The following is a 23,281-nucleotide window of genomic DNA, read 5'->3' on the forward strand; positions in this document are numbered from 1 at the left end:
ATGTCCGAAGACAAATACTCTTAGCTGCAGATGTTCAACCACTGGCAACGTTTCGCTTGCTTTACAAACTACTCATTGCTTGATCAAACGTCTGCAAGATGGACAGTCATCCACTCCTGCAGGCGCCTTCACAAGATACCTGCGCATACTTTCAAAGAACTTCGGAATCGGCCTCAGCGCCTTCTTCCAAGTGCCCGACGTTTCCGTCCGAGCGAGCCGCCCATTATAGCCGGCTTTTCCGCTTCGTCAACACCTCGTTTCGAGGTGGACTCCGCTGCTTCAACCCCAACCCCGAAGGGCCTTTCGTCGAAGCGAGCCGCCTATTATGTCAGGCTTTTCGTTTCCGTCAACACCCTCTTGCGAGGCCGTTGCCGCCGCTTCCTGCTCCCTGCCACCGAAGTGACTGGCGCCGTGAAGCGAGGGAGCGAATTCTAGACATCTTTGTGAAATGTGCAATCTCTTTTTTCAACAAATCCCTGAAAAGCACCCTCACGCCACAATCGGCAAGGCGCGACGCGGGGCAGCGCCGGTGGGTCGTGCCTGCGGATGCCACAACGAGGCCGCTGCGTCCTCCATATAGGCCGCGAGTGCGGCAGGCGACCGACCGTGCCGCTGGGCCACAATGCGGGTTCTTCCCCCGCTTCCGACTGCACGATGGCCGATCCCGCACCGCGCTCGTTCTTCCGCGACCTTTCCCTGCCGGCCATCGTCGCCGGCTTCATCACGGTGCTGGTGGGTTTCGCCAGTTCGGCGGTGATCGTGTTCCAGGCGGCGCAGGCCGTGGGCGCCGGACAGGCCGAGATCGCGTCATGGATGTGGGCGCTGGGCATCGGCATGGGCGTGACCTGCATCGGCCTGTCGCTGCGCTACCGCGTACCGGTGGTCACGGCATGGTCCACGCCCGGGGCGGCGATGCTGGTGGTCGGCGCGACCGCGCTGCCATTGTCCGATGCGATCGGCGCCTTCGTGCTGGCGGCGCTCATGGGAGCGCTGGCCGGGTTCTCCGGTGTGTTCGAGAAGGCCATGCGGCGCATTCCAGTGTCGCTGGCCTCGGGCATGCTGGCCGGCGTACTGCTGCGCTTCGGACTGGACGTGTTCGTATCGGTAGGCACGCAGCCGTTGCTGGTACTGGCGATGTTCGCCACCTATCTGGCCGGGCGCCGCCTGTTCCCGCGCTATGCGGTGATCGCGACCCTGCTGGTGGGCGCGACGGTCGCCGGCAGCCAGGGACTGATGCACATGGAGCAGGTGCGGCTGCAGTTGGCGCGGCCGGTGTTCACCCTGCCGACGCTGTCGTGGGCGGCGGTGTTCGGCATCGCCTTGCCGCTGTTCATCGTGACCATGGCCTCGCAGAACGTGCCGGGCGTGGCGGTGCTGAAGGCGTCGGGCTACGACGCGCCGATATCGCCGGTGGTGGGGTGGATAGGCGCGGTCAACACGGCGCTGGCGCCGTTCGGCGCATATGCGTTGAACCTGGCGGCGATCACCGCGGCGATCTGCATGGGCCGCGATGTGCATGAGGACCCGGCACGGCGTTATCCCGCGGCAGTGAGCGCGGGCGCGTTCTACATCGTGATCGGGCTGTTCGGCGCCACCGTGGCGGCGGTATTCGCCGCCTTCCCGAAGGAGCTGGTCGCCACGCTGGCCGGCATCGCGCTGTTCGGCACGATCGGCAACAGCCTGGCAGTGGCGCTGAAGGACGAAGGCGAGCGCGAGCCGGCGCTGGTGACGTTCCTGGTCACGGCCTCGGGGCTGTCGCTGGCCGGAATCGGTTCGGCGTTCTGGGGTCTGGTGGCCGGCGTGGCGACCCTGCTGGCGTTGCGCCGCCCGGCGCACTGACGGCGCCCGGCGCTGCCGGCCCTGGCCGGTACACGAGTGACGTGCGGGCCAGGCCGTTTCTCCTTGGAGAAACGGCTTCGAGCTGGAGCATTACAGCGGCTTGACCTCGAACACCTGCTTCAGGGTGTGGCGGCCACCCGGCGCCAGTTCGATCACGTCCGGACCGACGTTGCCGGCTTCGACGCATACATAGTTGCGCCAGCCGGCGCCGATGTCGTCCATCTTCGCCGCGGCCGCCTCGCCCGCGTTCCAGACGACGGCGGTATGGCTGCCGCCGGTGGCGATGTCGATGCTGCGGCCGAAGCCCGGATCGCGCAGCACGTAGTGCCCGCGCGCCTGCATATAGATGCGGTCGCTGCGCCCCGGATCGCGGGGGTCGCGCAGGTTCCAGTCGCCCTGCTGGACATGGGCGTTGCCGCCGTCGAGCTTGTCCAGGTAGGTCAGGCCATCCAGCCCGGTCACGTCCACCTGCAACGCATCGCTGACGTTGAAGTAGTTGTGCAGCGCCTGGGTGAAAGCGACCGGCTGGCTGCCGGTGTTCTCGGTGAGCAGTTCCTGTTCCAGGGTGCGGCCGATGCGCAGCTTCATGGTCAGGCGCAGCGACAGGCCTTCCAGCGCTGGCGGCGCCAGGGTCAGCACCATGCTGCCATCGGCCTGACGCTGCGCATCGCGCAGTTCCCATGGCACGGTGCGCACGAAGCCGTGCGACGGCACGTCATTGCCCTGCCCCTGCCTGGCGAAATACGGCCAGCACACCGGGCTGCCGCCGCGGATCGGCGTGGGCGGCTGCCTGGCGGTGGGCGAAAGCCACATCACGTCGCGGCCGCCCCTGGGCACGAACGACAGCAACTGGCCGCCGAACACACTGATGGCCGCGGTGGAGAACGGCGTTTCCACCTTCCAGGCGGTGAAGCCCTTGAAATCGCCTGTGCTCAGGCCCTTTACATCCTTCATCGAAACATCGCTCCGCACGGTGGGTGACTGGACGAACTGCGAATAACCGGCAGGCAGCCGGAAAACCGTGGACGCCGCCGGCCGGGCATCGCGCAAGGCCTGCAGGATGCGGGTGCCGGCGCGGCCATCGGCGTTCTGCCATCCCAGCCGCTGCTGCTCGATGCGGATCGCGCGACGGGTGGCATCGCCGACCATGCCGTCGGCGGCGCCGATGTCGTGGCCTCGTGCGAGCAGCAGCGCCTGCAGCTCGCGGCGCCCGTCGCGGCCCAGGCCGGGATCGTCGGTGGGCCAGGCGGCGCCCAGGCCGTTGCCGCCGCGCAGGCGGTCGGCCAGGATGGCGATGGCCAGCGCGTAGCTTTCGGCCGCGTTGTAGGAATAGATCGCGTCGTAGTTGCGGAATACCAGCAATGCCGGGCCCTTGGCGCCGGCCGGCAGCAGCAGGGCGGCGGCGCTGTCATCGGCCATCGCCGTAGCCTGCAGCGCGCCGCCATCCACAAGAGTCACGCCCAGCGCGCGCCATGCCGCCAGCGGCCGGCGCTTGCCGCGGCCGGCCAGGGTGGCGTCGAAGCCGACGGGAATACGCACTTCCACGCCCCAAGGCTGGCCGCTGCGCCAGCCCGACTGCTTGAGGTAGTTGGCGGTGGAGGCCAGCGCATCGGGAATGCTGGCGACCAGATCGCGACGGCCATCGCCGTCGCCATCGACCGCGATGCGCGCATAGGTGGACGGCATGAACTGGGTCTGGCCGAAGGCGCCGGCCCAGGAGCCGGTGAGACCGTCGGCGGCGAGATCGCCACGGTCGATGAGCTTGAGCAGGGCCAGCAGTTCGCCACGGAAGAACGGCTGGCGACGGCCATTGCAGGACAGCGTCGCCAGCGACTGCAGCAGGGGCCGCTTGCCGGCGATGCGGCCGTAGTCGCTTTCCACGCCCCAGACCGCGACCACGGTGGCCGCATCGACGCCGTACTGGGCGGCGATGCGGTCGAGCAGGTCGCGATGCGTGGCCAGCATGGCGCGGCCATCGGCCACGCGCTGCGCATCCACCAGCGCGGCGAGGTAATCCCAGATCGGCGTGGTGAATTCGGGCTGGGCGTCGAGCAGCGGCAGCACGCTCATGTCGGGAGCGACGCTGGCGAACAGGCCATCGAAGCGTGCGGCAGCCATGCCCTGGGCGATGGCCGCGTCGCGCAGGCCCGTGCCGCAGCTGCCGAAATCGGCGATGGCGGCCCGCGCCGGCGACGCCATGGCAAGCGTGCAGGCCAGGCCCAACGCCGGCAGCATCCGGATAGATTTCATGCAACGGCTCCCTGCGGCGCCACACCCTGGAACGAAGCCCGATGATAAGAGGCAGCGCGCGCGCCGTGGGAGGTCAGGCGGGCTGCAGCAGGCGCAGGCCGAACATGCGCGCGGGCGCATCCCAGGCCGCGCCTACCCGCAGGCCGCCCGCGGCGGCCATCGCGGCGAACTGCGCGTCGCCGTACTTGTGGCTGTATTCCACATGCATGGCTTCGTCGCGCTCGAACCCGAACGCCTGCCCGGCCACACGCACCACCTGCGCATGGCGGCTGACCAGGGACGTCTCGATGCGCCGCGACGGGACCACGTAGCGGGCACGATGGACGAAGCCCGAAAGATCGAAGTCGCTGCCGATCTCGCGGTTCAGGCGCGCCAGCAGGTTGAGGGTGAAGGCGGCGGTGACGCCCGCCGCATCGTTGTAGGCGGCTTCGATGATGGCCGGATCCTTGTCCAGGTCGATGCCGATCAGCGCCAGCCCCTCCGGGCCCATGGCCAGGCGCATCCCGCGCAGGATCGACACCGCCGCCGCTTCGGCGAAGTTGCCCAGCGTCGAGCCCGGAAAGAACAACAGCGTACGCCGTGCGGTGCGGCGCGACGGCGGCAGCGGCGGCAACGCGGTGAAGTCGGCGCACACCGGCAGCATTTCGATCGCGGGGAACTGCATGGCCAGCGCCCGCACGCTGTCCACCAGGGCGGTGCGCGATATCTCCACCGGCGTATAGGCCACTACATCGCCCAGCGCCTGCAGCAGCAGCCGGGTCTTGCGGCCGCTGCCGCTGCCGTACTCGACCACCCGCGCCTGCGGTCCCACCCGTGCGGCGATCTCCGGCAGCACCTGCCGCAACAGCGCCAGTTCGGTGCGGGTGAGGTAGTACTCCGGTTGCCGGGTGATCTCCTCGAACAGCGCCGAACCGCGCGCGTCATAGAAATACTTGGACGGCAGTGCGCGCGGCCGCGCCGACAGCCCGGCCAGCACGTCGGCGGTGATGGCGGCGCGGCCGGGACGGTGGTCGACCAGCCTCTCCAGCAGCGGGTCCGGCGCGTCCATCTCAGATATCCCGGGCCAGGCGCAGGCCGCCGAACTGCCAGCGCGCCGCGGGCGGGAAGAAATTGCGGTAGCTGGCACGCACATGCCCGGCAGGCGTGGCGCAGCTGCCGCCGCGCAGCACGAACTGGCCGCACATGAACTTGCCGTTGTATTCGCCGGCGCTGCCCGGCAACGGGCGGAAGCCGGGGTAGGCGCCGTACGCGCTGCTGGTCCATTCCCAGACGTCGCCGAACAGCTGCCGCGGCACGCCCGGCCCGGCGACCGGCGCAGCCTTCGGGTGCAGCAGGCCTGCATCGGCGAAGTTGCCGGCGGGCGGCCTTGCCGAAGCCGCCGCTTCCCACTCGAACTCGGTGGGCAGGCGCGCGCCGGCCCAGCGCGCGCAGGCATCGGCCTCGAACCAGCTCAAATGGCAGACCGGCGCATCCGGATCCAGTGCGCGCCAACCGCCCAGGGTGTATTCGCGCTCCAGCGCCTCGTCCCAGTACAGCGGACGGCGCCACTGGCCTGCCTGCAGCTGCGCCCAGCCGTCGCTCATCCACAGCAGCGGATCGCGGTAGCCGCCATCGTCGATGAAGGCGCGGTATTCGGCATTGCTCAACGGGCGGGCGGCCAGCGCATGCGCCGGCACCAGCACGCGGTGCCTGGGCGATTCATTGTCGTAGGCGAAATGCGCATGCGCGGGCCAGGCCAGCGCGCCGATCTCGACGATGCGCTCCGGACTTTCGATCCACAGCGCGGCGTCGCTTGCCGGCGCCGTGGGCGGCACGGACAGGTCGTCGCGATAGGCCGGCTGCAGCGGACTGCTCCACAAGGCGTGCTTGATGTCGGTCAGCAACAGCTCCTGGTGCTGCTGTTCATGCTGCAGGCCAAGCTCCAGGTGGCGCTGCGCCTCGCCATCGCGGGTGCCGGCGCGCAGGCACTGGCCGACACGGTCGTCGACCTGCGCGCGGTATTCCAGCACCTGCGACAGCGCCGGCCGCGACAGCAGGCCGCGCTGCGCGCGCGCATGCGCCGGGCCAATGCTCTGGTAATAGCTGTTGAACAGCGCCCGCCATTGCGGTTGCAGCGGCTGGTAACCCGGCTGCCGGCCGAGCACGAACTGTTCGAAGAACCAGGTGGTGTGCGCCAGATGCCACTTGGCCGGGCTGGCCTCGGGCATGCTCTGCACCATCGCGTCCTCGGCCGTGAGCGGCGCGGCCAGGGCCATGCTGGTCCGGCGCACGGCGCGGTAGCGCTCCGCCAGCGTGGGTGGCGTTGTCGCAGCGCTGGACGTCTTCAGCAATGCGGCACTGGAAATCTGCATGCCCCGAGCTTAGCCATGCCCGGTTAGCGCGGCGTCATCGGCGCCGCCCCAGTGTTCAGGCAAGCGCGTCCAGGTAGTACCAGCGGCCATTCTCGCGCACGAAGCGGCTGTGTTCGGCCATGCGCACGGCGCTGCCGCCGCCGATCCGGTAGCGGGCGACGAATTCCACCTCGGCGGTGTCGGCACCGGTGACGCGGTGGCGTTTCACCTCCAGGCCCAGCCACTGCGTGCGCTGGCCGGGCGCGTCGTCCAGCGACAGCGTCTCCGGCCGCGTATCGGCATGCCAGGTCGCCAGCAGGTAGCCGGCGTTGCCGGTCACGTAGGCGCTGTAGCGCGAGCGCATCAGCGCTTCGGCATCGGGTGCGGCCTCGCCGGCATGCCAGCGCGCGCAGCAGCGGCCATGGATGTGGTCGGAGCCGCAGGGACAGGGAGAATCCGGAGCTATCTGCATGCGCGCATTTTCCCATCCATGGCGCCATCGCCACCAGCCGGTACAGGCGTATGCTGTCGCGCCCCCCGTTCAGGTCCAACCATGCTGGAACTCCTGCCTGCCGAACTGCCCTGGCTGCTGGCCATCGCCTTCATCGCCGGGCTGGTGGATGCGGCGGTCGGCGGCGGCGGGCTGATCCAGTTGCCGGGCCTGTTCACGGTGCTGCCGCAGCACACGCCGGCCGCCCTGCTGGGCACCAACAAGTTCAGTTCGGTGTTCGGCACCGGCGCGGCGACGTGGCGCTATGCGCGCTCGGTGCGCTTCCCGTGGCGGCCGGTGCTGCTGGCCGCGGCGACGGCGTTCGTGTTCGCCTTCCTCGGCGCCACCGCGGTCAGCCTGCTGTCCAAGGACGCAGTGCGGCCACTGGTGCTGACCCTGCTGGTGGTGATGCTCGGCTACACGCTGGCGAAGAAGGATTTCGGTGCCATGCACCGCCCGCGCGAGGTCGGTCGCCGCGAACTGGCCATCGCCCTGGCGATGGGCGCGGTGATCGGCTTCTATGACGGCTTCTTCGGCCCCGGCACGGGCAGCTTCCTGATCTTCCTGTTCATCCGCTTCTTCGGCCTGGATTTCCTGCGCGCCTCGGCCGCCTCCAAGGTGGTCAACCTGGCCACCAACGTGGCCGCGCTGGCGTTCTTCGTGCCCAGCGGCAACGTGCTGCTGGGCTTCGCGGTGCCGATGGCCGTGGCCAACGTGGCCGGTTCGGTGACCGGCACGCGGCTGGCCCTGCGCGGCGGCACGCCGCTGATCCGCAAGCTGTTCCTGGTGCTGGTGGTGGTGCTGATCGCGCGCATGGCATGGGATACGTTCGCCGGCTGAACGCGGCGCGCCGGTTTGATCGAACGCAACGCCGCCGCGACGGCCGATGCGGATGATGGTCTGCATGGCGGCCCTCCCCCGCCGCCCTGGAGACCCATCATGCAACTGGATTTTTCCGGCAAGGTCGCCCTGGTCACCGGCGCCGCCTCGGGCATCGGCGAGGCGGTCGCCCGGCAACTGGCCGCCAGCGGCGCGCAGGTCGTCGTTGCCGACCTCGACCGCAATGCCGCCGAACAAGTGGCGTCCAGCATCGGCACGCCAGCGCGCGCACGCCAGCTCGATGTCAGCGACCCCGACGCGGTGCGGCAACTGGTGGAAGCCACCGTCGCCGAGTACGGCGGGCTGCACCTGGCGGTCAACAACGCCGGCATCGGCGGCGCCAGCCTGGCCACTGCCGACTACCCGCTGGAGGAATGGCACCGCGTGCTCGGCGTGAACCTGCACGGCGTTTTCCATTCGATGAAGTACGAGATCGCGGCGATGCTGGCCAATGGCGGCGGCGCCATCGTCAACATGGCCTCGATCCTCGGCAGCAACGGCTGGGCCGGGTCCAGCGCGTACGTGGCGGCCAAGCACGCGCTGGTGGGCATGACCAAGACCGCGGCGCTGGAATATTCCGCGCGCGGACTGCGCATCAATGCGGTCGGCCCGGGATTCATCGACACGCCGCTGCTGGCCGGCATGGACCGCACGGCCTACGACGGCCTGGTCGCCCTGCATCCGGCCGGGCGCCTGGGTACCGCCCAGGAGGTGGCGGCGCTGACCTGCTTCCTGCTTTCGGACCAGGCCTCGTTCATCACCGGCAGCTACCACCTGGTGGACGGCGGGTTTTCGGCGCGCTGAGCGGCCGCAGCCGGCGGTATTCGGCCGACGGATGCCGTCCGTCGGCCCATCCGCGCATTCACTTGTAGGCTCCTAACGAATTGCTTACAAATCGCGCACGCCCGTCATGGTGGCGGGCGAGGTAGTCCGGCAATCCAAGGAGCTTCCCGATGACGTCGTTATCGTTGCATCCGCACCGCCTGACCAGAGCCATACAGCTTTCCCTGTTGTGCCTGCTGCCCGCCGTCGCCACCGCACAGGAATCCACCGCCGCCCGCACCCTGGACACGATCCAGGTCACCGGCACCCGCATCAAGAAGGCCGAGCTGGAGACCCAGGTCCCGGTGCAGGTACTCACCCGCGAGGCCATCGACCGCACCGGCTACACCTCGGTCGCCGACGTGGTGCAGCACCTCACCGCCAGCGGCGCCTCGCTGAGCACCAAGCTCAACTCCAGCGGCAACTTCGGCTTCCCGCCCGATGGCGGCGGCGTCGGCGCCGGCGCGGCGACGGTGGACCTGCGCCACCTCGGCCCGAAGCGCGTGCTGGTGCTGGTGGACGGCATCCGCTGGGTCAACGAATCCTCCGGCTCGGGCGTGGGCTCGTCGGTGGACCTGAACACCATTCCGCTGGCGCTGGTCGAGCGCATCGAAGTGCTGGAGGACGGCGCCTCGTCGATCTATGGCTCGGACGCCATCGCCGGCGTGGTCAACATCATCACCAAGAAGAACGTCCAGGGCGGCCACGTCGAGGTCCAGTACGGCGACTACAACCTCAAGGGCGGCGGCACCACCGGCGTGGACTTCAGCTTCGGCAAGAGCGGCGACCGTGCGCAGTGGGTCGTCGGCGCTTCGTATTTCAAGCAGAAGGAAATCTCCTCGGCCGAGTACAAGTGGGCACGCGAGCCGGTGCCGGGCACCGGCCTGGCCAATGGCAGTTCGGCCACGCCGGGTGGGCGCTCGGTCTTCGCCCCGGCCGATGGCAACAACACCTACGGCGGGCTTTGCCCGTTGGCCAAGGACGACAGCGGCAATCCGATTCCCGGGTCCGCCACCTGCAACATCACCCTGCCCAACGGCGCCAACTACGCCGGAACCGGCTTTCCCGGCAACTTCATCCCCTTCACTACCGCGAACCGCTTCAACTTCGCCCCGTACAACCTGCTGCTGACGCCGAACGAGCGCAAGTCGGTGTTCGGCCAGGTGCGTTTCGATTTCTCGCCCAGCGCCAGCGGCTGGTTCCGCGGCCTGTACAGCGAGCGCAAATCGGCCAACGAAGCCGCGCCGGAACCGATCTTCCTCGGCACCGATGCCGGCGTGTACAACGACTGGGCCGAGACCAAGCTGGTGATCCCGGCCAACCAGCGCTACAACCCGTTCGGTTTCGACCTGACCACCATCGGCCCGGACGCCAACCTGTTCCTGATCGGCCGCCGCCCGGTCGAAGGCGGACCACGCCGCTACGAGCAGGACGTGAAGACCTGGTATGCCGCAGGCGGACTGGAAGGCAGCTTCGAGGTCAACAGCCGGCCGTGGAGCTGGGACATCAATGCCATGTCCAGCCAGAGCAAGGCCACCCAGACCAATACCGGCAGCTACAACATCAAGCACATCAACCAGGCGCTGGGTGATCCGGCTGCCTGCGCGGCCATCGCCGGCTGCGTGCCGCTGAACATCTTCGGCGGCCCCGGCACGATTACCGCGGACATGCTGGCGTGGATCTCGCCGGTGGTGCGCGACCGCAGCAAGAACACGCTGAGCCAGGCCTCGGCCAACATCACCGGCGAACTGGCCGACCTGTGGGCCGGGCCGCTGTCCTTCGCCGCCGGCGCGGAGTGGCGCCGCTACAAGGGCGAGTACTACCCCGACCCGATCACCGTGGCCGGCGAGTACAACGGCGTGCCGTCCGGCATCACCATCGGCAGCTATTCGGTGAAGGAGGCCTATGCCGAGTTCGACGTGCCGCTGGCGCGCGGCGGGTTCTGGGGCAAGAGCGTGGACCTGAGCGTGGCCGGCCGCTATTCGGACTACTCCACCTTCGGCGGCACCGGCACCGGCAAGATCGGGCTGCGCTGGCAGCCGGCCGACGAACTGCTGCTGCGCATGTCCTGGGCGCAGGGCTTCCGCGCGCCGTCGATCGGCGAGCTGTACGGCACGCTGAGCCGTTTCGACGCGACCCTGGTGGACCCGTGCAACAACGCCGCCTCCACCACGCCCAAGTGCGTGGCCGACGGCGTGCCGCCGGGATACGAGCAGGTCAACCCGCAGATCTCGGTGGTCACCTCCGGCAACCGCGACCTGCAGCCGGAGAAGAGCCGTTCGTTCATGGCCGGCGCGGTGTGGAGCCCGGGCTGGGCCGAAGGCGGCAGCTGGGCCAGCAAGCTGGACCTGGGCGTGACCTTCTACCGGCACACCATCGACGGCGCGATCCAGGCCCCCGACGCGCAGGCGATCATGAACCGCTGCATCGACAGCCGCGACGCGGTGGCCTGCGCCAGCTACACCCGCAACGACCGCGGCCAGATCGTCCGCTTCGAGGACATCCTCGCCAACCTGGGCACCATCAACACCAGCGGCTGGGACTTCACCGCGCACTGGCTGCTGCCGGAAACCGGCTGGGGCCAGCTGGGCCTGGACTGGAAGGCGACCTGGGTCACCCGCTACGAGCTGGTCAACGAATCCGGCCAGGCCGAGCCCAAGCGTCCCGGCGTGGAGGTCAACGACAGCTCGATCCCGGAATGGACGTCCAACCTGACCGCCAACTGGGACTACCGCAACTGGAACGCGAGCTGGTCGCTGCGCTACGTCGACCGCCTGCGCGAAAGCTGCGCCGGCGCCAACGGCTTCCCGATCTGCACCGACAGCGCGGCCGACCTGCACTGGCTGGGCGCCACCACCCTGCACGACGCGCAGGTCAGCTGGCGCACCGATGCGTGGATGAAGGGAATGAAGATCACCGTGGGCGTCAACAACGTGTTCGACAAGAACCCGCCGATCTGCCTGAGCTGCACGCTCAACGGCTACGACCCGGGCACGTACGACCTGCCCGGCCGCTACAGCTACGCCAGGCTCAGCCTGGATTTCTGAGCCCCGCCGCCGGCAACAACAACAAAGGGAGCCGCAAGGCTCCCTTTTTTTCCTGCGGCGCCGGACGCAACGCCCGGCGGAGCTTCATCGGGAAAGCTCCAGCGGGGCGGTGCCCCGCTCTACACGGCGGTCGATCTTGTCGGTTCCCTGTAGCGCCGGGCAGCGCCCGGCGGAGCTTCACCGGGAAGACCCCAGCGGGGCGGCGGTTGTCAGCGCAGCACGGCGCCGGCCAGGGCCATCAGCAGCAGCGCCATGACCGGCAGCATCGACAGGGCGAAACCCAGCGCCCGGCTGCCCGGGTTGCTGACATAGGCGCGCCAGTAGAGAAAGCGGCCAACCAGGTATACCGCGCCGATGCCCGCCACCCAGGCCGCCGGCCAGAAGCGCGCGGCCACGAACAGCGCCGGCAGCAGCGCGACCATCAGCTCCAGGGTGTTCATCTGCACCCGGTAGGCGCGCTCGAAACCTTCGTGGCCAACCACCGCCGGCGCCTTCACTCCATAGCGGCCGCGGGCTCGGCCGACCAGGGCGCCGAAGAACAGGTACTGCACGATGACCAGCATTGCGACCAATTCGACGTAGTGCATGGGCTTGTTCCGTGGTTCCTGGATGTCATGGGAGGGCGGCGGGCAAATCGGAGTTCCAGCATCGCAGGCGTCGTTCCGCTCCCCCCACGCCCTTGCGCATTGTGGAGGCGCCACAGGCCCGGGGTTCGCAGGCGCCTCCTCCCGCGGGGGGCAAGAGGCCTGCAACGCGGCCGGCTCAGCGCCGCGCGTGGCCGACTTCGATGAAGCGCAGGAACTCGGCGCGGGTGCGGGCGTCGTCGTGGAAGCTGCCACGCATGCGCGAGGTGACCATGCTGACGCCGCGCTTGTGGATGCCGCGGGTGGTCATGCACTCGTGCGAGCCTTCCACCACCACGCCCACGCCCAGCGGCTGCAGCACGTCCTGGATGACGTCGGCGATCTGCGCGGTCATCTTCTCCTGCACCTGGAAGCGGCGCGCATAGGCCTCGACCACCCGCGCCAGCTTGGAGATGCCCACCACGCGGCCGTTGGGCACGTAGCCCACGTGCACGCGGCCGATGATCGGCGCCATGTGGTGCTCGCAGTGACTTTCGTACTCGATGTCGCGCAGCACGATCATCTCGTCGTAGCCGGCCACTTCCTCGAAGGTGCGCGCCAGGTACTCGCGCGGATCGTCGTTGTAGCCCTTGAACCAGTCGCCATAGGCCTCGGCCACCCGACGCGGGGTATCCAGCAGGCCCTCGCGGGCGGGATCTTCGCCGGCCCAGCGCAGCAGGGTGCGCACGGCCTCTTCGGCCTGGGCCTGGGTGACGGACGGGTTCTTGGAGTCGGCCATGGGTGACGGCGCCTGGATTTCGGGGGTGGACATGCTACCAGCCGGGTGCCGCGGGGGCATCGACGACGACGACACCCGGAAACGACGAAGGCGCCCGCAGGCGCCCTCGTCCATGGGTTCCGTGCCCTGCCCTTACTGGCCCAGCACGCCCTTCACGTAGGCCACGATCTCCGCGTCCTGCGCGTTGTCGAAGAACGCCTTCTGGAAGCGCGCGCCACCGACGGCCTGCTTCACCAGTTCCGGGTCGATCGACTTCAGGCCGGCGATGAAATCCTTCGAGGCGCCCTGCTTCACCTGCGCCAGGATGCCGGCGTTGGCCATCTGCGACTCCTTGCGCTCGGCCGGGTAGCCCTGGCCGCGCTCGCCGGCGAAGGCCTTCTCGAAGATGTAGCGGATGTTGATCTCCGCGCCCCAGCCATAGCCCTTGGCGAACGGCAGCGACAGCGCGTTGCCGCTGTTGACCTGGGCAAACAGGAAGGCATCGGTCGGCTCGATGCAGTAGCCGCAGTACACGCCCGGCCATGCGTTGAGCGACATCATCGCGCCCTGCCCGGTGCCGCAACCGGCGACGACGAAGTCCACCGCCTTGGCGTTGAGCAGCAGCGCGGCGCAGATGCCCAGGTGGATGTAGGTCAGGCGGTGGTCGTTGTCACCGTCCATGCCGACGTTGAACACGTCGTGGCCCTGCGCGGCGGCGACGGTGTTGAGCTGTTCCAGCACCACCGGGTTCTTGGCGGCCTGGCTGAACTCCTGCATCAAGGCGATCTTCATTGCGTGACTCTCTGTTCGATAAGGGGAATGCGTGGCGCGCGGCCGTCGCCGCGCGCCGGGGAATGCCGGATCAGCGCGCCAGCCAGCCGCCGTCGACCGGGATGACCGCGCCGTTGACGTAGTCCGAAGCGCTGGACGCCAGGAACACGGCGGTGCCGCCCAGGTCTTCCGGCCTGCCCCAGCGCCCAGCCGGGATGCGATCCAGGATCGCCTTGTTGCGGTCCTCGTCGGCGCGCAGCTGCGCGGTGTTGTCGGTGGCCATGTAGCCGGGGGCGATGGCGTTGACGGTCACCCCCCGCTGCGCCCACTCGTTGGCCAGCAGCCGGGTGATGCCGGCGATGCCGCTCTTGGAGGCGGTGTAGGACGGCACGCGGATGCCGCCCTGGAAGGACAGCATCGAGGCGATGTTGATGATCTTGCCGCGGCCCTGGGCGATGAAATGCTTGCCGGCGGCCTGGCACATGAAGAACGCGGACTTGATGTTGACGTTCATCACGTCGTCCCAGTCCTTCTCGCTGAACTCCACCGCGTCGGCGCGGCGGATCAGGCCGGCGTTGTTGACCAGGATGTCCAGCCCGCCCAGGCCCTCGACGGTTTCGCGCACTACCCGCTCGACCGGCTCGATGCTGATCAGGTTGGCCTCGATGTTGAGGAAGCGGCGGCCCAGCGCGCGCACCTTGGCGGCGGTCTCCTCGGCCGGGACGATGCCGGCACCGGCGATGTCGGCGCCGGCGGCGGCCAGCGCCAGCGCGATGCCCTGGCCCAGACCGGTATTGGCACCGGTTACCAGCGCGACCTTGCCTTCGAGGCTGAATGGATACGTCATGGTGTTCCTCTCCCTGAGCGGTGATACGGGGGTGGGTTGCGGCGCCGCGCCTTGCCTGGTGGGCGATACGGCGCGGCGGTGGCGCGGTTCCGTCCTGGACGGACCCCGCTGGATGCGGTGCGGGGCCATCATAGCCAATTAGGAAACCGGTGTCATTCCGCATCGCGGGATGCTGGCTTTCCTTTCCGGAACAATGAGTTGAGGGTCAATCCAGGGGCGGCTGGCAGGAATCGCGCACGATCAGGTGCGGGCGCACGCTGGCGATCTGCAACGCGGCCTGGCCCTCGGGCTGGATCAGCATCGCCGCCGCAGTACGCCCGGTGTCACGGGTATTGCGCCGTACCGAGGTCAGCGACGGCCACAGCCGCGAGGCCAGCGGGCTGTCGTCGTAGCCCACCACCGAAAGCTCGCGCGGAATGTTGATGCCGGCGCGCATGGCGACCTTGTAGACGCCGGCGGCCATCTCGTCGTTGCCGGTGAAGATGGCGGTCGGGCGCTGCTTGCCGAGCAGCAGCTTCTCCGCCGCGGCCACGCCGGACTCGAAGGTGTAGCCGGCCTCGATGATGCGCGCCGGCGGCAGTTCGATGCCGCGCCGCTCCAACGCGTCGATGAAGCCGGCGGTGCGTTCATGCGCCGAACGGTAGGCCGACGGGCCGGTGATCAGGGCGATGTCGCGGTGGCCGAGCGAGAGCAGGTAGTCGGCGGCTTCGGCGGCGCCGTCGCGGTCGTGGGTGATCACCATCTGCGAGGTGTCGTCCAGCGGCAGCGAGGCGATGCGGGTATAGCGGCAGCCGATCTCCTCCAACATGTCGGCCAGCGCCTGGTCTTCGGAGGCGCGCGGCACCAGGATCACGCCGTGCAGCTTCTGCTGCTGCACGAAGCGCTTCACCCCTTCGATGTAGCCGGGGCTGCGCGTGTCGCAGGGATGCACCACCAGCTCGAAGCTGGAGCCGCGCAGCGCATCGAGCGCGCCGTACTGCATGTCCACCACGTACTGCGCGGTGGGGTTGTCGTAGACCATGCCGATCAGGAACGAACGCCGGAACGCCAGTCCGCGCGCCAGCGGATCGGGCGCGTAGCCCACCTCGCGCATCAGCGCCTCGACCTTCTCGCGGGTGTCTTTGCGCACCAGCGGCGAGTTGTTGATGATCCGCGACACCGTCTTCTTGGAGACGCCGGACAGGCGCGCGATGTCGTTGATGGTCGCGGCCCGGCCCAGTGGCCGGGTCGTGGCGTCGGAATCGGCCTTCTTGCGCAATGACATGTCCTTGCAAACCATCCAGCGGAACGGGTTCGGGCGGGGCCGCGCCCGACGGGGCGCGACGAATGGGTGGCGCGGCGGAGTCCGCCGACGGCAGGGCCGGTAACCCGCGCCAGACCGTGATGTTAGCCCGAGACGCCGTCCCGGGCCGGAATCATCGGCCCGGTCCCGGCCGCGATGGCGCTCAGCTGCGCAGCAGCGCCGGCAGCCACAGCGACAGCTGCGGGAAGAACGCCACCACCAGCAGCACGCCCAGCCCGGCCAGCCAGAACGGCCAGATCGTCTTCATGCTCTGGCCGACGGTGATCTTGCCGATGGCGGTGCCGATGAACAGCACCGAGCCCACCGGCGGCGTCACCAGGCCCAGGCCGCCGGTCAGCACCAGCACCAGGCCGAAGTGGATCGGGTCGATGCCGTAGGCCTTGGCCACCGGCAGGAAGATCGGCGTGCAGATCAGGATCATCGGCGCCAGGTCCATGAAGGTGCCCAGCAGCAGCAGCATCACCACGATCATCAGCAGCACCATGAACTTGCCGTGCGCGAACGACTGCAGGAACGCCACCGCCGCCGCCGGCACCTGCAGGTAGGCCAGCAGCCAGCCGAACACCGCCGCGGTGGCGATCACGAACAGGATCACGCCGGTGCTGCGCGCGGCATGCACCACCGTGGCCATGAATTCCTTCCAGTCGAGCTGGCGGTACAGCACGGTGGTGACCAGCAGCGCGTAGACCACGGCGATGGCCGCCGACTCGACCGCGGTGAAGATGCCGGCGCGGATGCCGACGAAGATCAGCGCCACCAGGCCCAGGCCGGGCAGGGCGGCGATCAGCCGCAGCAGCACCGCGCGCAGGCCCGGGAAGGGCTCCACGCCATAGCCGCGGCGGCGCGCCACGGCGTAGCCGGTGACCATCAGCACCACGGTCATCAGCAGCGCCGGCACCACGCCGGCGGCGAACAGGTCGGCGATGGACAGGCCGCCGCCGGCCGCTGCCGAGAACAGGATCAGGTTGTGCGACGGCGGCACCGGCAACGCCACCAGCGCCGCGGTGATGCTGACGTTGACCGCGAAGTCGCGGTCGTAGCCGCGCTGGACCATCTGCGGGATCATCGTGCCGCCGACCGCCGAGACATCGGCGATGGCCGAGCCGGAGACGCCGCCGAAGAACAGCGAGGACAGGATCGAGACCTGGCCCAGGCCGCCGCGCAGGCGCCCGACCAGCGAGGCGGCCAGCGCGATCAGGCGCTCGGAGATGCCGCCGCGCATCATGATCTCGCCGGCGAAGATGAACAGCGGAATGGCGATCAGCGACGCCGAGCCGGTGCCGGCCGAGATCTGCTGCACCAGCACCACGCTGGGCAGATCGAGATAGAGCAGGGTGGCCAGCGCGGCGGCGGCCAGCGCGTAGGCCACCGGCACGCCGATCAGCAGCAGCGCGCCGAACACGGCGAACAGGATTGCGATGCCCATGGTTCAGCGGTCTCCTTCGAGGGCGGCCGGCTGCAGCGCCAGCAGCAGCCGGTTCAGGGCGAACACCACCATCAGCGCGCCGCCGACGCTCAGCGGCAGGTAGTTCACGCTCTGCGGCAGGTTGGCGCCGGCGGCCTTGATGTGCAGGCCGTCGATCCACAGCGCCCAGCCCCACCAGGCGATGACCGCGCCGATGGCGGCCACCACCAGCGGCACTACCGCATCGACCGCGCGCCGGGCCAGCGGATGCAGATGGTCAGCCAGCAGGAAGAAGCCGAAATGGCGGTTGGTATGCACGCCGGCGGCCGCGCCCATGCTCATCGCCGTGCTCAGCAGCAGCAGGGTGACCGGTTCGGTCCAGCTAGGCGAATCGTTGATGACGTAGCGGGCGAACACCTGCCAGCCCTGCACCACCACCAGCCCGAGCAGGGCGACGACGGCGACGTGGATGACGGCGGTGGCCAGCGCTTCCAGCGCGCGCTGCAGGCCGGCCGGGGTAGAGCGGGGATTGGACTCGGTCATCGATGCGGGTCCTCAGGCGAAATCGCGGATGCGGCGGTGCAGGGCGGCGATCTCCGGCTGGCGCAGGTAGTCGCGCAGCAGCGGCGCGGCGGCATCGCGGAACGCGGCGATGTCCACCGCGTTGGCTTTCACGCCATGGGCGAGCACCGCCTGGCGGGCCTTGTCCTCGGAGGCATCCCATTCGCCGCGCATCACCTGCACCGACTGCCGCGCCAGGTCCAGCAGCAGGCGGCGGTCGCCCGGCGCCAGCGCGTCGAAGCTGCGCCGCGACATCAGCAGCACGTCCGGCGCGTACGAATGCTGGCTTTCCGACCAGTAGTGCGCGGCCTCGAAGTGGCGGCTGGAGTGGAAGCTGCGCATGTTGTTCTCGGCGCCATCGATCATGTGCGTCTCCATGCCGGAGAACGTGTCGCCCAGCGACATCGGCGTCGGGTTGGCGCCGAACAGGCGCATCAGCTGCAGGAAGATGTCCGAGCTGGCCACGCGCAGCTTCAGGCCGTGCAGGTCGCCCGGTTCCACGATCGGGTGCTTGGTGTTGTAGAAGCAGCGCGCGCCCGAGTCGTAGATCGCCAGGCCGACCAACTCGCGGCTCTCGAAGCCGGCCAGCACCGCATCGGCGATGCCGCCGTCCAGTGCGCGGCGCATGTGCGCGACCGAGTCGAACACGTAGGGCAGGCACAGCGCCTGGGTCAGCGGGAAGGCATTGTTCAGCGCGCCGGAGTAGACGCGGGTGATGTCGATGGCGCCGAACCGCGCCATGTCGATCGCCTCCGACTCGCGGCCGAGCTGGCCGGAGTGGTACTGCGCCAGCCGCAGCCGGCCGCCGGTCTCGCGTTCGAGCTCCTGCCCGATCCACTTGACCGCGGTGACGGTGGGGTAGTCGGCCACGTGGACGTCGGTGGCGGTGAGCACGCGCCCATCGCCGCTGGCCTGGCGGCCGCTGCCCGAACAGGCCACCAGCGCCGGCGCGGCAAGCGCGCCCAGGCTGGTGGCAAGGAAACCTCTGCGATTGATCATCGAACCCCCTCCACGCATGTCCGCCGTGCGCGCCGGTCAGCCGGCCGCCACCGCCCTGCAGGAAATCTCGCCGTAACCCTCGAAGCGGATCACGGCCTGCTGGCCGACCGCAATGTCGTGGATGCCGGTGGCGTTGCCGGTGGCGATCAGGTCGCCACGGCGCAACGGCCGTCCGCGGCGCGCCGAGCGCGCCAGCGCGAATGCATAGGCCGCGCGCAGGCCGCCGGGCAGGTTGCTGGCGCCGCCGATGCCGACCACGTTGCCGTCGATCTCGGTGCGCGCCAGCAGCCGCGCTTCGTCCAGCCGAGCCCAGTCCACGATCTCCGTGCCCAGCACCAGCCCATTGTTGTTGCCGAAGTCCGAAACCACCACCCGCGGCCCCAGCACGTTGATCGTCGCCAGCGGGCTGCTGGCCACCTCCACGCCGGTGAACAGGCGCGCGGGCAGGGCGGCGGCTTCGTCCGGCGTCCAGTCGAGCTTGTCGGCGGGCGCGTCGGCATCGAGCCGCAGCACGTACTCGGCCTCGACCGCGGCGAAACCGCCGGCGCCGGAGAACACCGGTATCTCCACGATGCTACCGGTAGCATTCCAGAGTTTGCGCGAGAACACCGGGCCCAGCAGGCGCTCGTCCCCGGATTCGTCGCGGCGCTCGGCGGCGATGTAGCCGACCTTCCAGCCGACCACCGCGTCATCCCAGCGGCCGATGGCCAGGTCCTGCACCTGGTACGCGGTCACCAGATCGGCGGGGATCGCGCCGGGAAACTCCGCGAGCGAACGCCCCGCACGACGCGCCTCCACGAAGTGGCGGGCGATGTCGTCCAGCGCGGCGGACGGGTCCTGTCGGCCTTGATCGTTGCTCAAGTGGCTCTCCTGGTGGCGTTGCTGCACTGCTCATCGACAGTGCTATGGGTGCTGTATATGGTAAACCGGTGTCATATGGCAATACGCAACGCATCACAGCCCCTCCGGCTCCGCATCGCGAGACTCCCCATGTCCCCGAACATCATCCGCAGATCATTGTTATTCATGGTTTTTATTCTGCTTCCCGGGTTTTCCCCCGGAACCGCGGCAGCCAGCGCGGACGGTGAGCCGGTACCTGGCTCGGCGCAGCGGATCGCACTGTGGCCGACTGGATTGGCACCGGGGGACAAAGCACTCGCCCAGGCGCCCCGGGTCATGGAGCGCAGTGCCGACCCGGCGCTGCCGGACCGGTACATCACCCATGTCAGCGAGCCCTATCTGGTCGTTTACCGGCCGGCCCGGCCCAACGGCACCGCGCTGCTGGTCACGCCCGGCGGCGGCTACCAGCGCGTGGTGCTGGACAAGGAAGGTTCGGCGCTGGTGCCGGCCTTCGTCGAGCAGGGCGGCATCACCCTGTTCGTGCTGCGCTACCGCTTGCCCGGCGAGGGCCGCGAGGACCGCGACGCCGCACTGGCCGACGCGCAGCGCGCCCTGCGGCTGATCCGCGCCCGTGCCGGGGAATGGCAGCTGGACCCACGGCGCATCGGCGTGATCGGCTTCTCCGCCGGCGGACACCTTGCCGCGCGGCTCGGCAATGGCTTCAAGCAGCCCGTGTACCCGGCGACGGACGCCATCGACCGCGTCAGCGCCCGCCCGGATTTCCAGCTGCTGGTGTACCCGGTGATCGACATGGCCGGCACGGATGCGCACCCCGGCTCGCGCGAACGCCTGCTCGGCCCGCAGCCGGAACCGGCGTTGCAGCGGCACTACTCGATGCAGCACCAGGTCCGCGCCGACACGCCACCGACCTTCCTGGTGCATGCCGGCGACGACGACGCGGTGCCGGTCGGCAACAGCCTGGCTTTCTACGCCGCGCTGCGCCAGGCCGGCGTACCGGCCGAACTGCATGTGTTTCCGCACGGCGGGCACGGCTTCGGCACGCGCGGCATCACCGGCCTGACTACCGCCGCCTGGCCGCGGCTGGCGCTGGACTGGATCGCCGCGCAGTCGGTGGAGACCGCACCATGACCGTCGCGCCCGACGACCCGCACCGCCGCCACTTCCTGTACGCCGGTGCCCTGTTCTCGCTAGGCGCCGCCCTGCCGGCCGCGGCCGCGCGCGGGCAGGCCAGCCCGATCGCGCGCGTGCGCGGAGGCCGCGTCGCCGGCCAGACCGAGCAGGGCTCCCACGTCTTCCGCGGCATCCCCTATGGCGCCGATACCGCGCCGCGGCGCTTCCAGCAGGCGGCACTGGAAACGCCATGGCACGGTGTGCGTGATGCGCTGGCTTACGGCTCCGCCGCACCGCAGGCCAGCGGCGAAGGGCCGGGCAGCGAGGACTGCCTTTATCTCAACGTATGGACGCCGGCCCTGCGCGACGGCGGCCGCCGCCCGGTGCTGGTCTACCTCCACGGCGGCGCCTACAACAACGGTTCGGGCAGCGATCCGCTGTACGACGGCGGCAACCTGTGCCGGCGCGGCGACGTGGTGGTGGTCACCGTCAACCATCGCCTCAACGTGTTCGGCTACCTGTACCTGGCCGGCCTCGGCGGCGACGCGTTCGCCGATTCGGGCAACGCCGGCCAGCTCGACCTGGTCCAGGCATTGCAATGGGTACGCCAGCATGCGGCCGAGTTCGGCGGCGATGCCGGCAACGTCACCGTGTTCGGCCAGTCCGGCGGCGGCGCCAAGATCGCCACGCTGATGGCGATGCCGGCGGCGCGCGGCCTGTTCCATCGCGCCTGGACGATGAGCGGCCAGCAGGTCACCGCGGCCGGCCCGCGCGCGGCCACGCAGCGCGCACGGAAGGTGCTGGAGCATTTCCATCTGCGCGACCCGCAGGCGCTGCGCACGCTGCCGATGGAAAAGCTGCTGGAAGCGGTGAAGCTGCGCGACCCCTCATGGGTCGAGGACACCGGCCTGTATTTCGGCCCGGTGCTGGATGCGCACCACCTGCCCGCGCATCCGTTCTGGCCGCAGGCCCCCGCGCAGTCGGCCGCGGTTCCCATGGTCATCGGCAATACCCACGACGAGACCCGCGCCTTCCTCGGCCACGATGCGCGCAACTTCGAACTGGACTGGGACGAGCTGCCGGCGAAGCTGGAGAAGGAGCAGTTCGTGGACCTGCTGCCGTCGGTGGTGATCGCCGCCTACCGGCGGATGTACCCGCACTACACGCCGTCGGAAGTGTTCTTCGCCGCGACCACGGCCGGCCGCTCCTGGCGCGGCGCGGTCGAGGAACTGGAAGCGCGTGCGCGGCAGGGCGCGCCGACCTGGGCCTACCAATTGGACTGGTACGACCATGGCGGCGAGGCGGAACGGCTGCGCGCCTTCCACACGCTGGACATCCCGCTGGTGTTCCACAACACGCACCAGCCCGGCTCACGCACCGGCAGCTCCGCATCGGCCACGCGCATGGCCGATGCGATGAGCGACGCGCTGCTGGCCTTCGCCCACCATGGCGATCCCGGCCAGGGCGGATTGCCGCACTGGGAACCCTATTCGCTGCAACGCCGGCAGACCCTGGTGTTCGACCGTGACAGCCGCCTGCAGGACGACCCGCGCGGCGGCGAGCGCCGGCTCTATGCGCAGGTGCCGTTCGTGCAGCGCGGTACCTCATGAACCGGACATGCCATCGGATCATGCCGGACGGCGAACGGAATGTTCACTGGTTTGCCCTAGACTGGCGGCATGATTTCAGATGCAACCCGTTTCCCCGACTTCACCGGCCGCGACCGGCTGGTGGAGGCCATCGATGCGGCGGTCCTCGCGCCCGACATTGCCGCGGCGGTGGCGCGGGTCGAACAGGCGTTGTCGCAGGCCATCGCCGATCCGGCGATCGTGCTGCCCGACTGCGTGCACGAGCCGATCACCGACCACTACGCACGCCGCGAGCTGTACCGCAGCGAGCGCCATGGCTACAGCATCATCGCCATGACCTGGGGACCGGGGCAGGGCACGCCGCTGCACGACCATGATGGCCTGTGGTGCGTGGAAGGCGTCTGGCGCGGCGCCCTGCGCATCACCCCTTACCGGCTGCTGGAGGCCCGTGGCGAAGCCTGCCGCTTCCAGCCCCTGCCGACCCTGACCGGCGAACGCGGCAGCGCCGGCAACCTGATCCCGCCCGACGAGTTCCATGTGCTGCGCAACGCCAGCGACACGGAGATCGCGGTCTCGGTGCATGTCTATCGGCGCCCGATGGAGCACTGCACGGTATTCGTCCCCGATCCGGAACGCCCCGGCTGGTACCTGCGCGGCAGCCGGGACATGCAGACCGACGCCCCGCTGTCGTAGCGCGGGGTAACACCCCGCTGGGGCATTACTGGCCAAGCCCCGCCGGGCGATGCCCGGCGCTACAAAACCCCGGCCGCCTTGTAGAGCGGGGCAACGCCCCGCTGTGGCATTGCCGCGGCAAGCCCCTCCGGGCAGCATGCCGCC

General features: G+C 69.3%; 20 protein-coding genes. 7 read left to right on the top strand and 13 right to left on the bottom strand.

Features of this window, described 5'->3' with window-relative positions:
• Nucleotides 1-654 precede the first annotated feature (654 nt).
• The gene (locus tag QMX80_RS03475; RefSeq protein ID WP_282275306.1) at nt 655-1,839 is read left to right on the top strand and encodes a benzoate/H(+) symporter BenE family transporter; all 1,185 of its coding nucleotides are present in this window, start codon (nt 655-657) and stop codon (nt 1,837-1,839) included.
• 90 nt (nt 1,840-1,929) lie between these two features.
• Here the strand turns inward: QMX80_RS03475 and QMX80_RS03480 are convergent, their stop codons facing one another.
• From QMX80_RS03480 to QMX80_RS03495, 4 genes are all read right to left on the bottom strand, one after another.
• Complete coding sequence (locus QMX80_RS03480) at nt 1,930-4,038, bottom strand: lytic murein transglycosylase (protein ID WP_282275359.1); 2,109 nt, start codon at nt 4,036-4,038, stop codon at nt 1,930-1,932.
• Nucleotides 4,039-4,162: 124 nt separating this feature from the next.
• A complete protein-coding gene (egtD, locus tag QMX80_RS03485; protein ID WP_282275307.1) occupies nt 4,163-5,137 on the bottom strand; it encodes an L-histidine N(alpha)-methyltransferase in 975 nt (324 codons plus the stop codon).
• Between the two features lies 1 nt (nt 5,138).
• The gene (egtB, locus tag QMX80_RS03490; protein ID WP_282275308.1) at nt 5,139-6,440 is read right to left on the bottom strand and encodes an ergothioneine biosynthesis protein EgtB; all 1,302 of its coding nucleotides are present in this window, start codon (nt 6,438-6,440) and stop codon (nt 5,139-5,141) included.
• 55 nt (nt 6,441-6,495) lie between these two features.
• Nucleotides 6,496-6,891: a YchJ family metal-binding protein gene (locus tag QMX80_RS03495; protein ID WP_282275309.1), complete on the bottom strand. Its 396-nt coding sequence runs from the start codon at nt 6,889-6,891 to the stop codon at nt 6,496-6,498.
• 81 nt (nt 6,892-6,972) lie between these two features.
• On the opposite strand from QMX80_RS03495, the gene QMX80_RS03500 reads away from it, so the two are divergent.
• The 3 genes from QMX80_RS03500 to QMX80_RS03510 all read left to right on the top strand — a co-directional run bounded on the left by QMX80_RS03500 (nt 6,973) and on the right by QMX80_RS03510 (nt 11,657).
• Complete coding sequence (locus QMX80_RS03500; RefSeq protein WP_055768581.1) at nt 6,973-7,749, top strand: TSUP family transporter; 777 nt, start codon at nt 6,973-6,975, stop codon at nt 7,747-7,749.
• Between the two features lie 99 nt (nt 7,750-7,848).
• Nucleotides 7,849-8,592 carry an SDR family NAD(P)-dependent oxidoreductase gene (locus QMX80_RS03505; protein WP_055768585.1) on the top strand — a complete coding sequence of 248 codons (744 nt, stop codon included), beginning with the start codon at nt 7,849-7,851 and terminating at the stop codon, nt 8,590-8,592.
• 149 nt (nt 8,593-8,741) lie between these two features.
• On the top strand, nt 8,742-11,657 hold the full coding sequence (locus QMX80_RS03510) for a TonB-dependent receptor (protein ID WP_282275310.1): 2,916 nt from the start codon (nt 8,742-8,744) through the stop codon (nt 11,655-11,657).
• A 209-nt stretch (nt 11,658-11,866) separates the two neighbouring features.
• Here QMX80_RS03510 and QMX80_RS03515 read toward each other — a convergent pair whose 3' ends face one another.
• From QMX80_RS03515 to QMX80_RS03555, 9 genes are all read right to left on the bottom strand, one after another.
• Entirely contained in the window at nt 11,867-12,244 is a 378-nt protein-coding gene (locus QMX80_RS03515) for an MAPEG family protein (protein WP_055768590.1), read from the bottom strand.
• Nucleotides 12,245-12,419: 175 nt separating this feature from the next.
• Entirely contained in the window at nt 12,420-13,019 is a 600-nt protein-coding gene (gene folE, locus QMX80_RS03520; RefSeq protein WP_055768594.1) for a GTP cyclohydrolase I FolE, read from the bottom strand.
• 132 nt (nt 13,020-13,151) lie between these two features.
• Nucleotides 13,152-13,790, bottom strand: a complete 639-nt coding sequence (locus QMX80_RS03525) for an RpiB/LacA/LacB family sugar-phosphate isomerase (RefSeq protein ID WP_055768598.1) — start codon at nt 13,788-13,790, stop codon at nt 13,152-13,154.
• Nucleotides 13,791-13,860: 70 nt separating this feature from the next.
• Nucleotides 13,861-14,616 carry a 2-dehydro-3-deoxy-D-gluconate 5-dehydrogenase KduD gene (kduD, locus tag QMX80_RS03530; RefSeq protein ID WP_055768602.1) on the bottom strand — a complete coding sequence of 252 codons (756 nt, stop codon included), beginning with the start codon at nt 14,614-14,616 and terminating at the stop codon, nt 13,861-13,863.
• A gap of 205 nt (nt 14,617-14,821) precedes the next feature.
• Nucleotides 14,822-15,880: a LacI family DNA-binding transcriptional regulator gene (locus tag QMX80_RS03535; RefSeq protein WP_055768605.1), complete on the bottom strand. Its 1,059-nt coding sequence runs from the start codon at nt 15,878-15,880 to the stop codon at nt 14,822-14,824.
• 181 nt (nt 15,881-16,061) lie between these two features.
• Entirely contained in the window at nt 16,062-17,345 is a 1,284-nt protein-coding gene (locus tag QMX80_RS03540; protein WP_282275312.1) for a TRAP transporter large permease, read from the bottom strand.
• A 3-nt stretch (nt 17,346-17,348) separates the two neighbouring features.
• Complete coding sequence (locus QMX80_RS03545; protein WP_055768611.1) at nt 17,349-17,867, bottom strand: TRAP transporter small permease; 519 nt, start codon at nt 17,865-17,867, stop codon at nt 17,349-17,351.
• 12 nt (nt 17,868-17,879) lie between these two features.
• Nucleotides 17,880-18,884 carry a TRAP transporter substrate-binding protein gene (locus QMX80_RS03550; RefSeq protein WP_273083644.1) on the bottom strand — a complete coding sequence of 335 codons (1,005 nt, stop codon included), beginning with the start codon at nt 18,882-18,884 and terminating at the stop codon, nt 17,880-17,882.
• A 36-nt stretch (nt 18,885-18,920) separates the two neighbouring features.
• On the bottom strand, nt 18,921-19,745 hold the full coding sequence (locus QMX80_RS03555) for a 2-keto-4-pentenoate hydratase (RefSeq protein ID WP_055768617.1): 825 nt from the start codon (nt 19,743-19,745) through the stop codon (nt 18,921-18,923).
• A gap of 165 nt (nt 19,746-19,910) precedes the next feature.
• Between QMX80_RS03555 and QMX80_RS03560 the strand changes: the two genes are divergently transcribed.
• The 3 genes from QMX80_RS03560 (at nt 19,911) to QMX80_RS03570 (ending at nt 23,137) form a co-directional block, all read left to right on the top strand.
• Entirely contained in the window at nt 19,911-20,873 is a 963-nt protein-coding gene (locus tag QMX80_RS03560) for an alpha/beta hydrolase (RefSeq protein ID WP_282275313.1), read from the top strand.
• Nucleotides 20,870-22,465 (top strand): carboxylesterase/lipase family protein, encoded by a 1,596-nt coding sequence (locus tag QMX80_RS03565; RefSeq protein WP_282275314.1) that lies wholly within the window; start codon nt 20,870-20,872, stop codon nt 22,463-22,465. The genes QMX80_RS03560 and QMX80_RS03565 overlap by 4 nt, the downstream gene beginning before the upstream one ends.
• 69 nt (nt 22,466-22,534) lie before the next feature.
• Nucleotides 22,535-23,137 (top strand): cysteine dioxygenase family protein, encoded by a 603-nt coding sequence (locus QMX80_RS03570; protein ID WP_282275315.1) that lies wholly within the window; start codon nt 22,535-22,537, stop codon nt 23,135-23,137.
• The last annotated feature ends 144 nt before the right edge of the window (nt 23,138-23,281 follow it).

It is taken from the genome of Stenotrophomonas sp. PS02297, from assembly GCF_029959705.1.
Lineage (GTDB): Bacteria > Pseudomonadota > Gammaproteobacteria > Xanthomonadales > Xanthomonadaceae > Stenotrophomonas > Stenotrophomonas nitritireducens.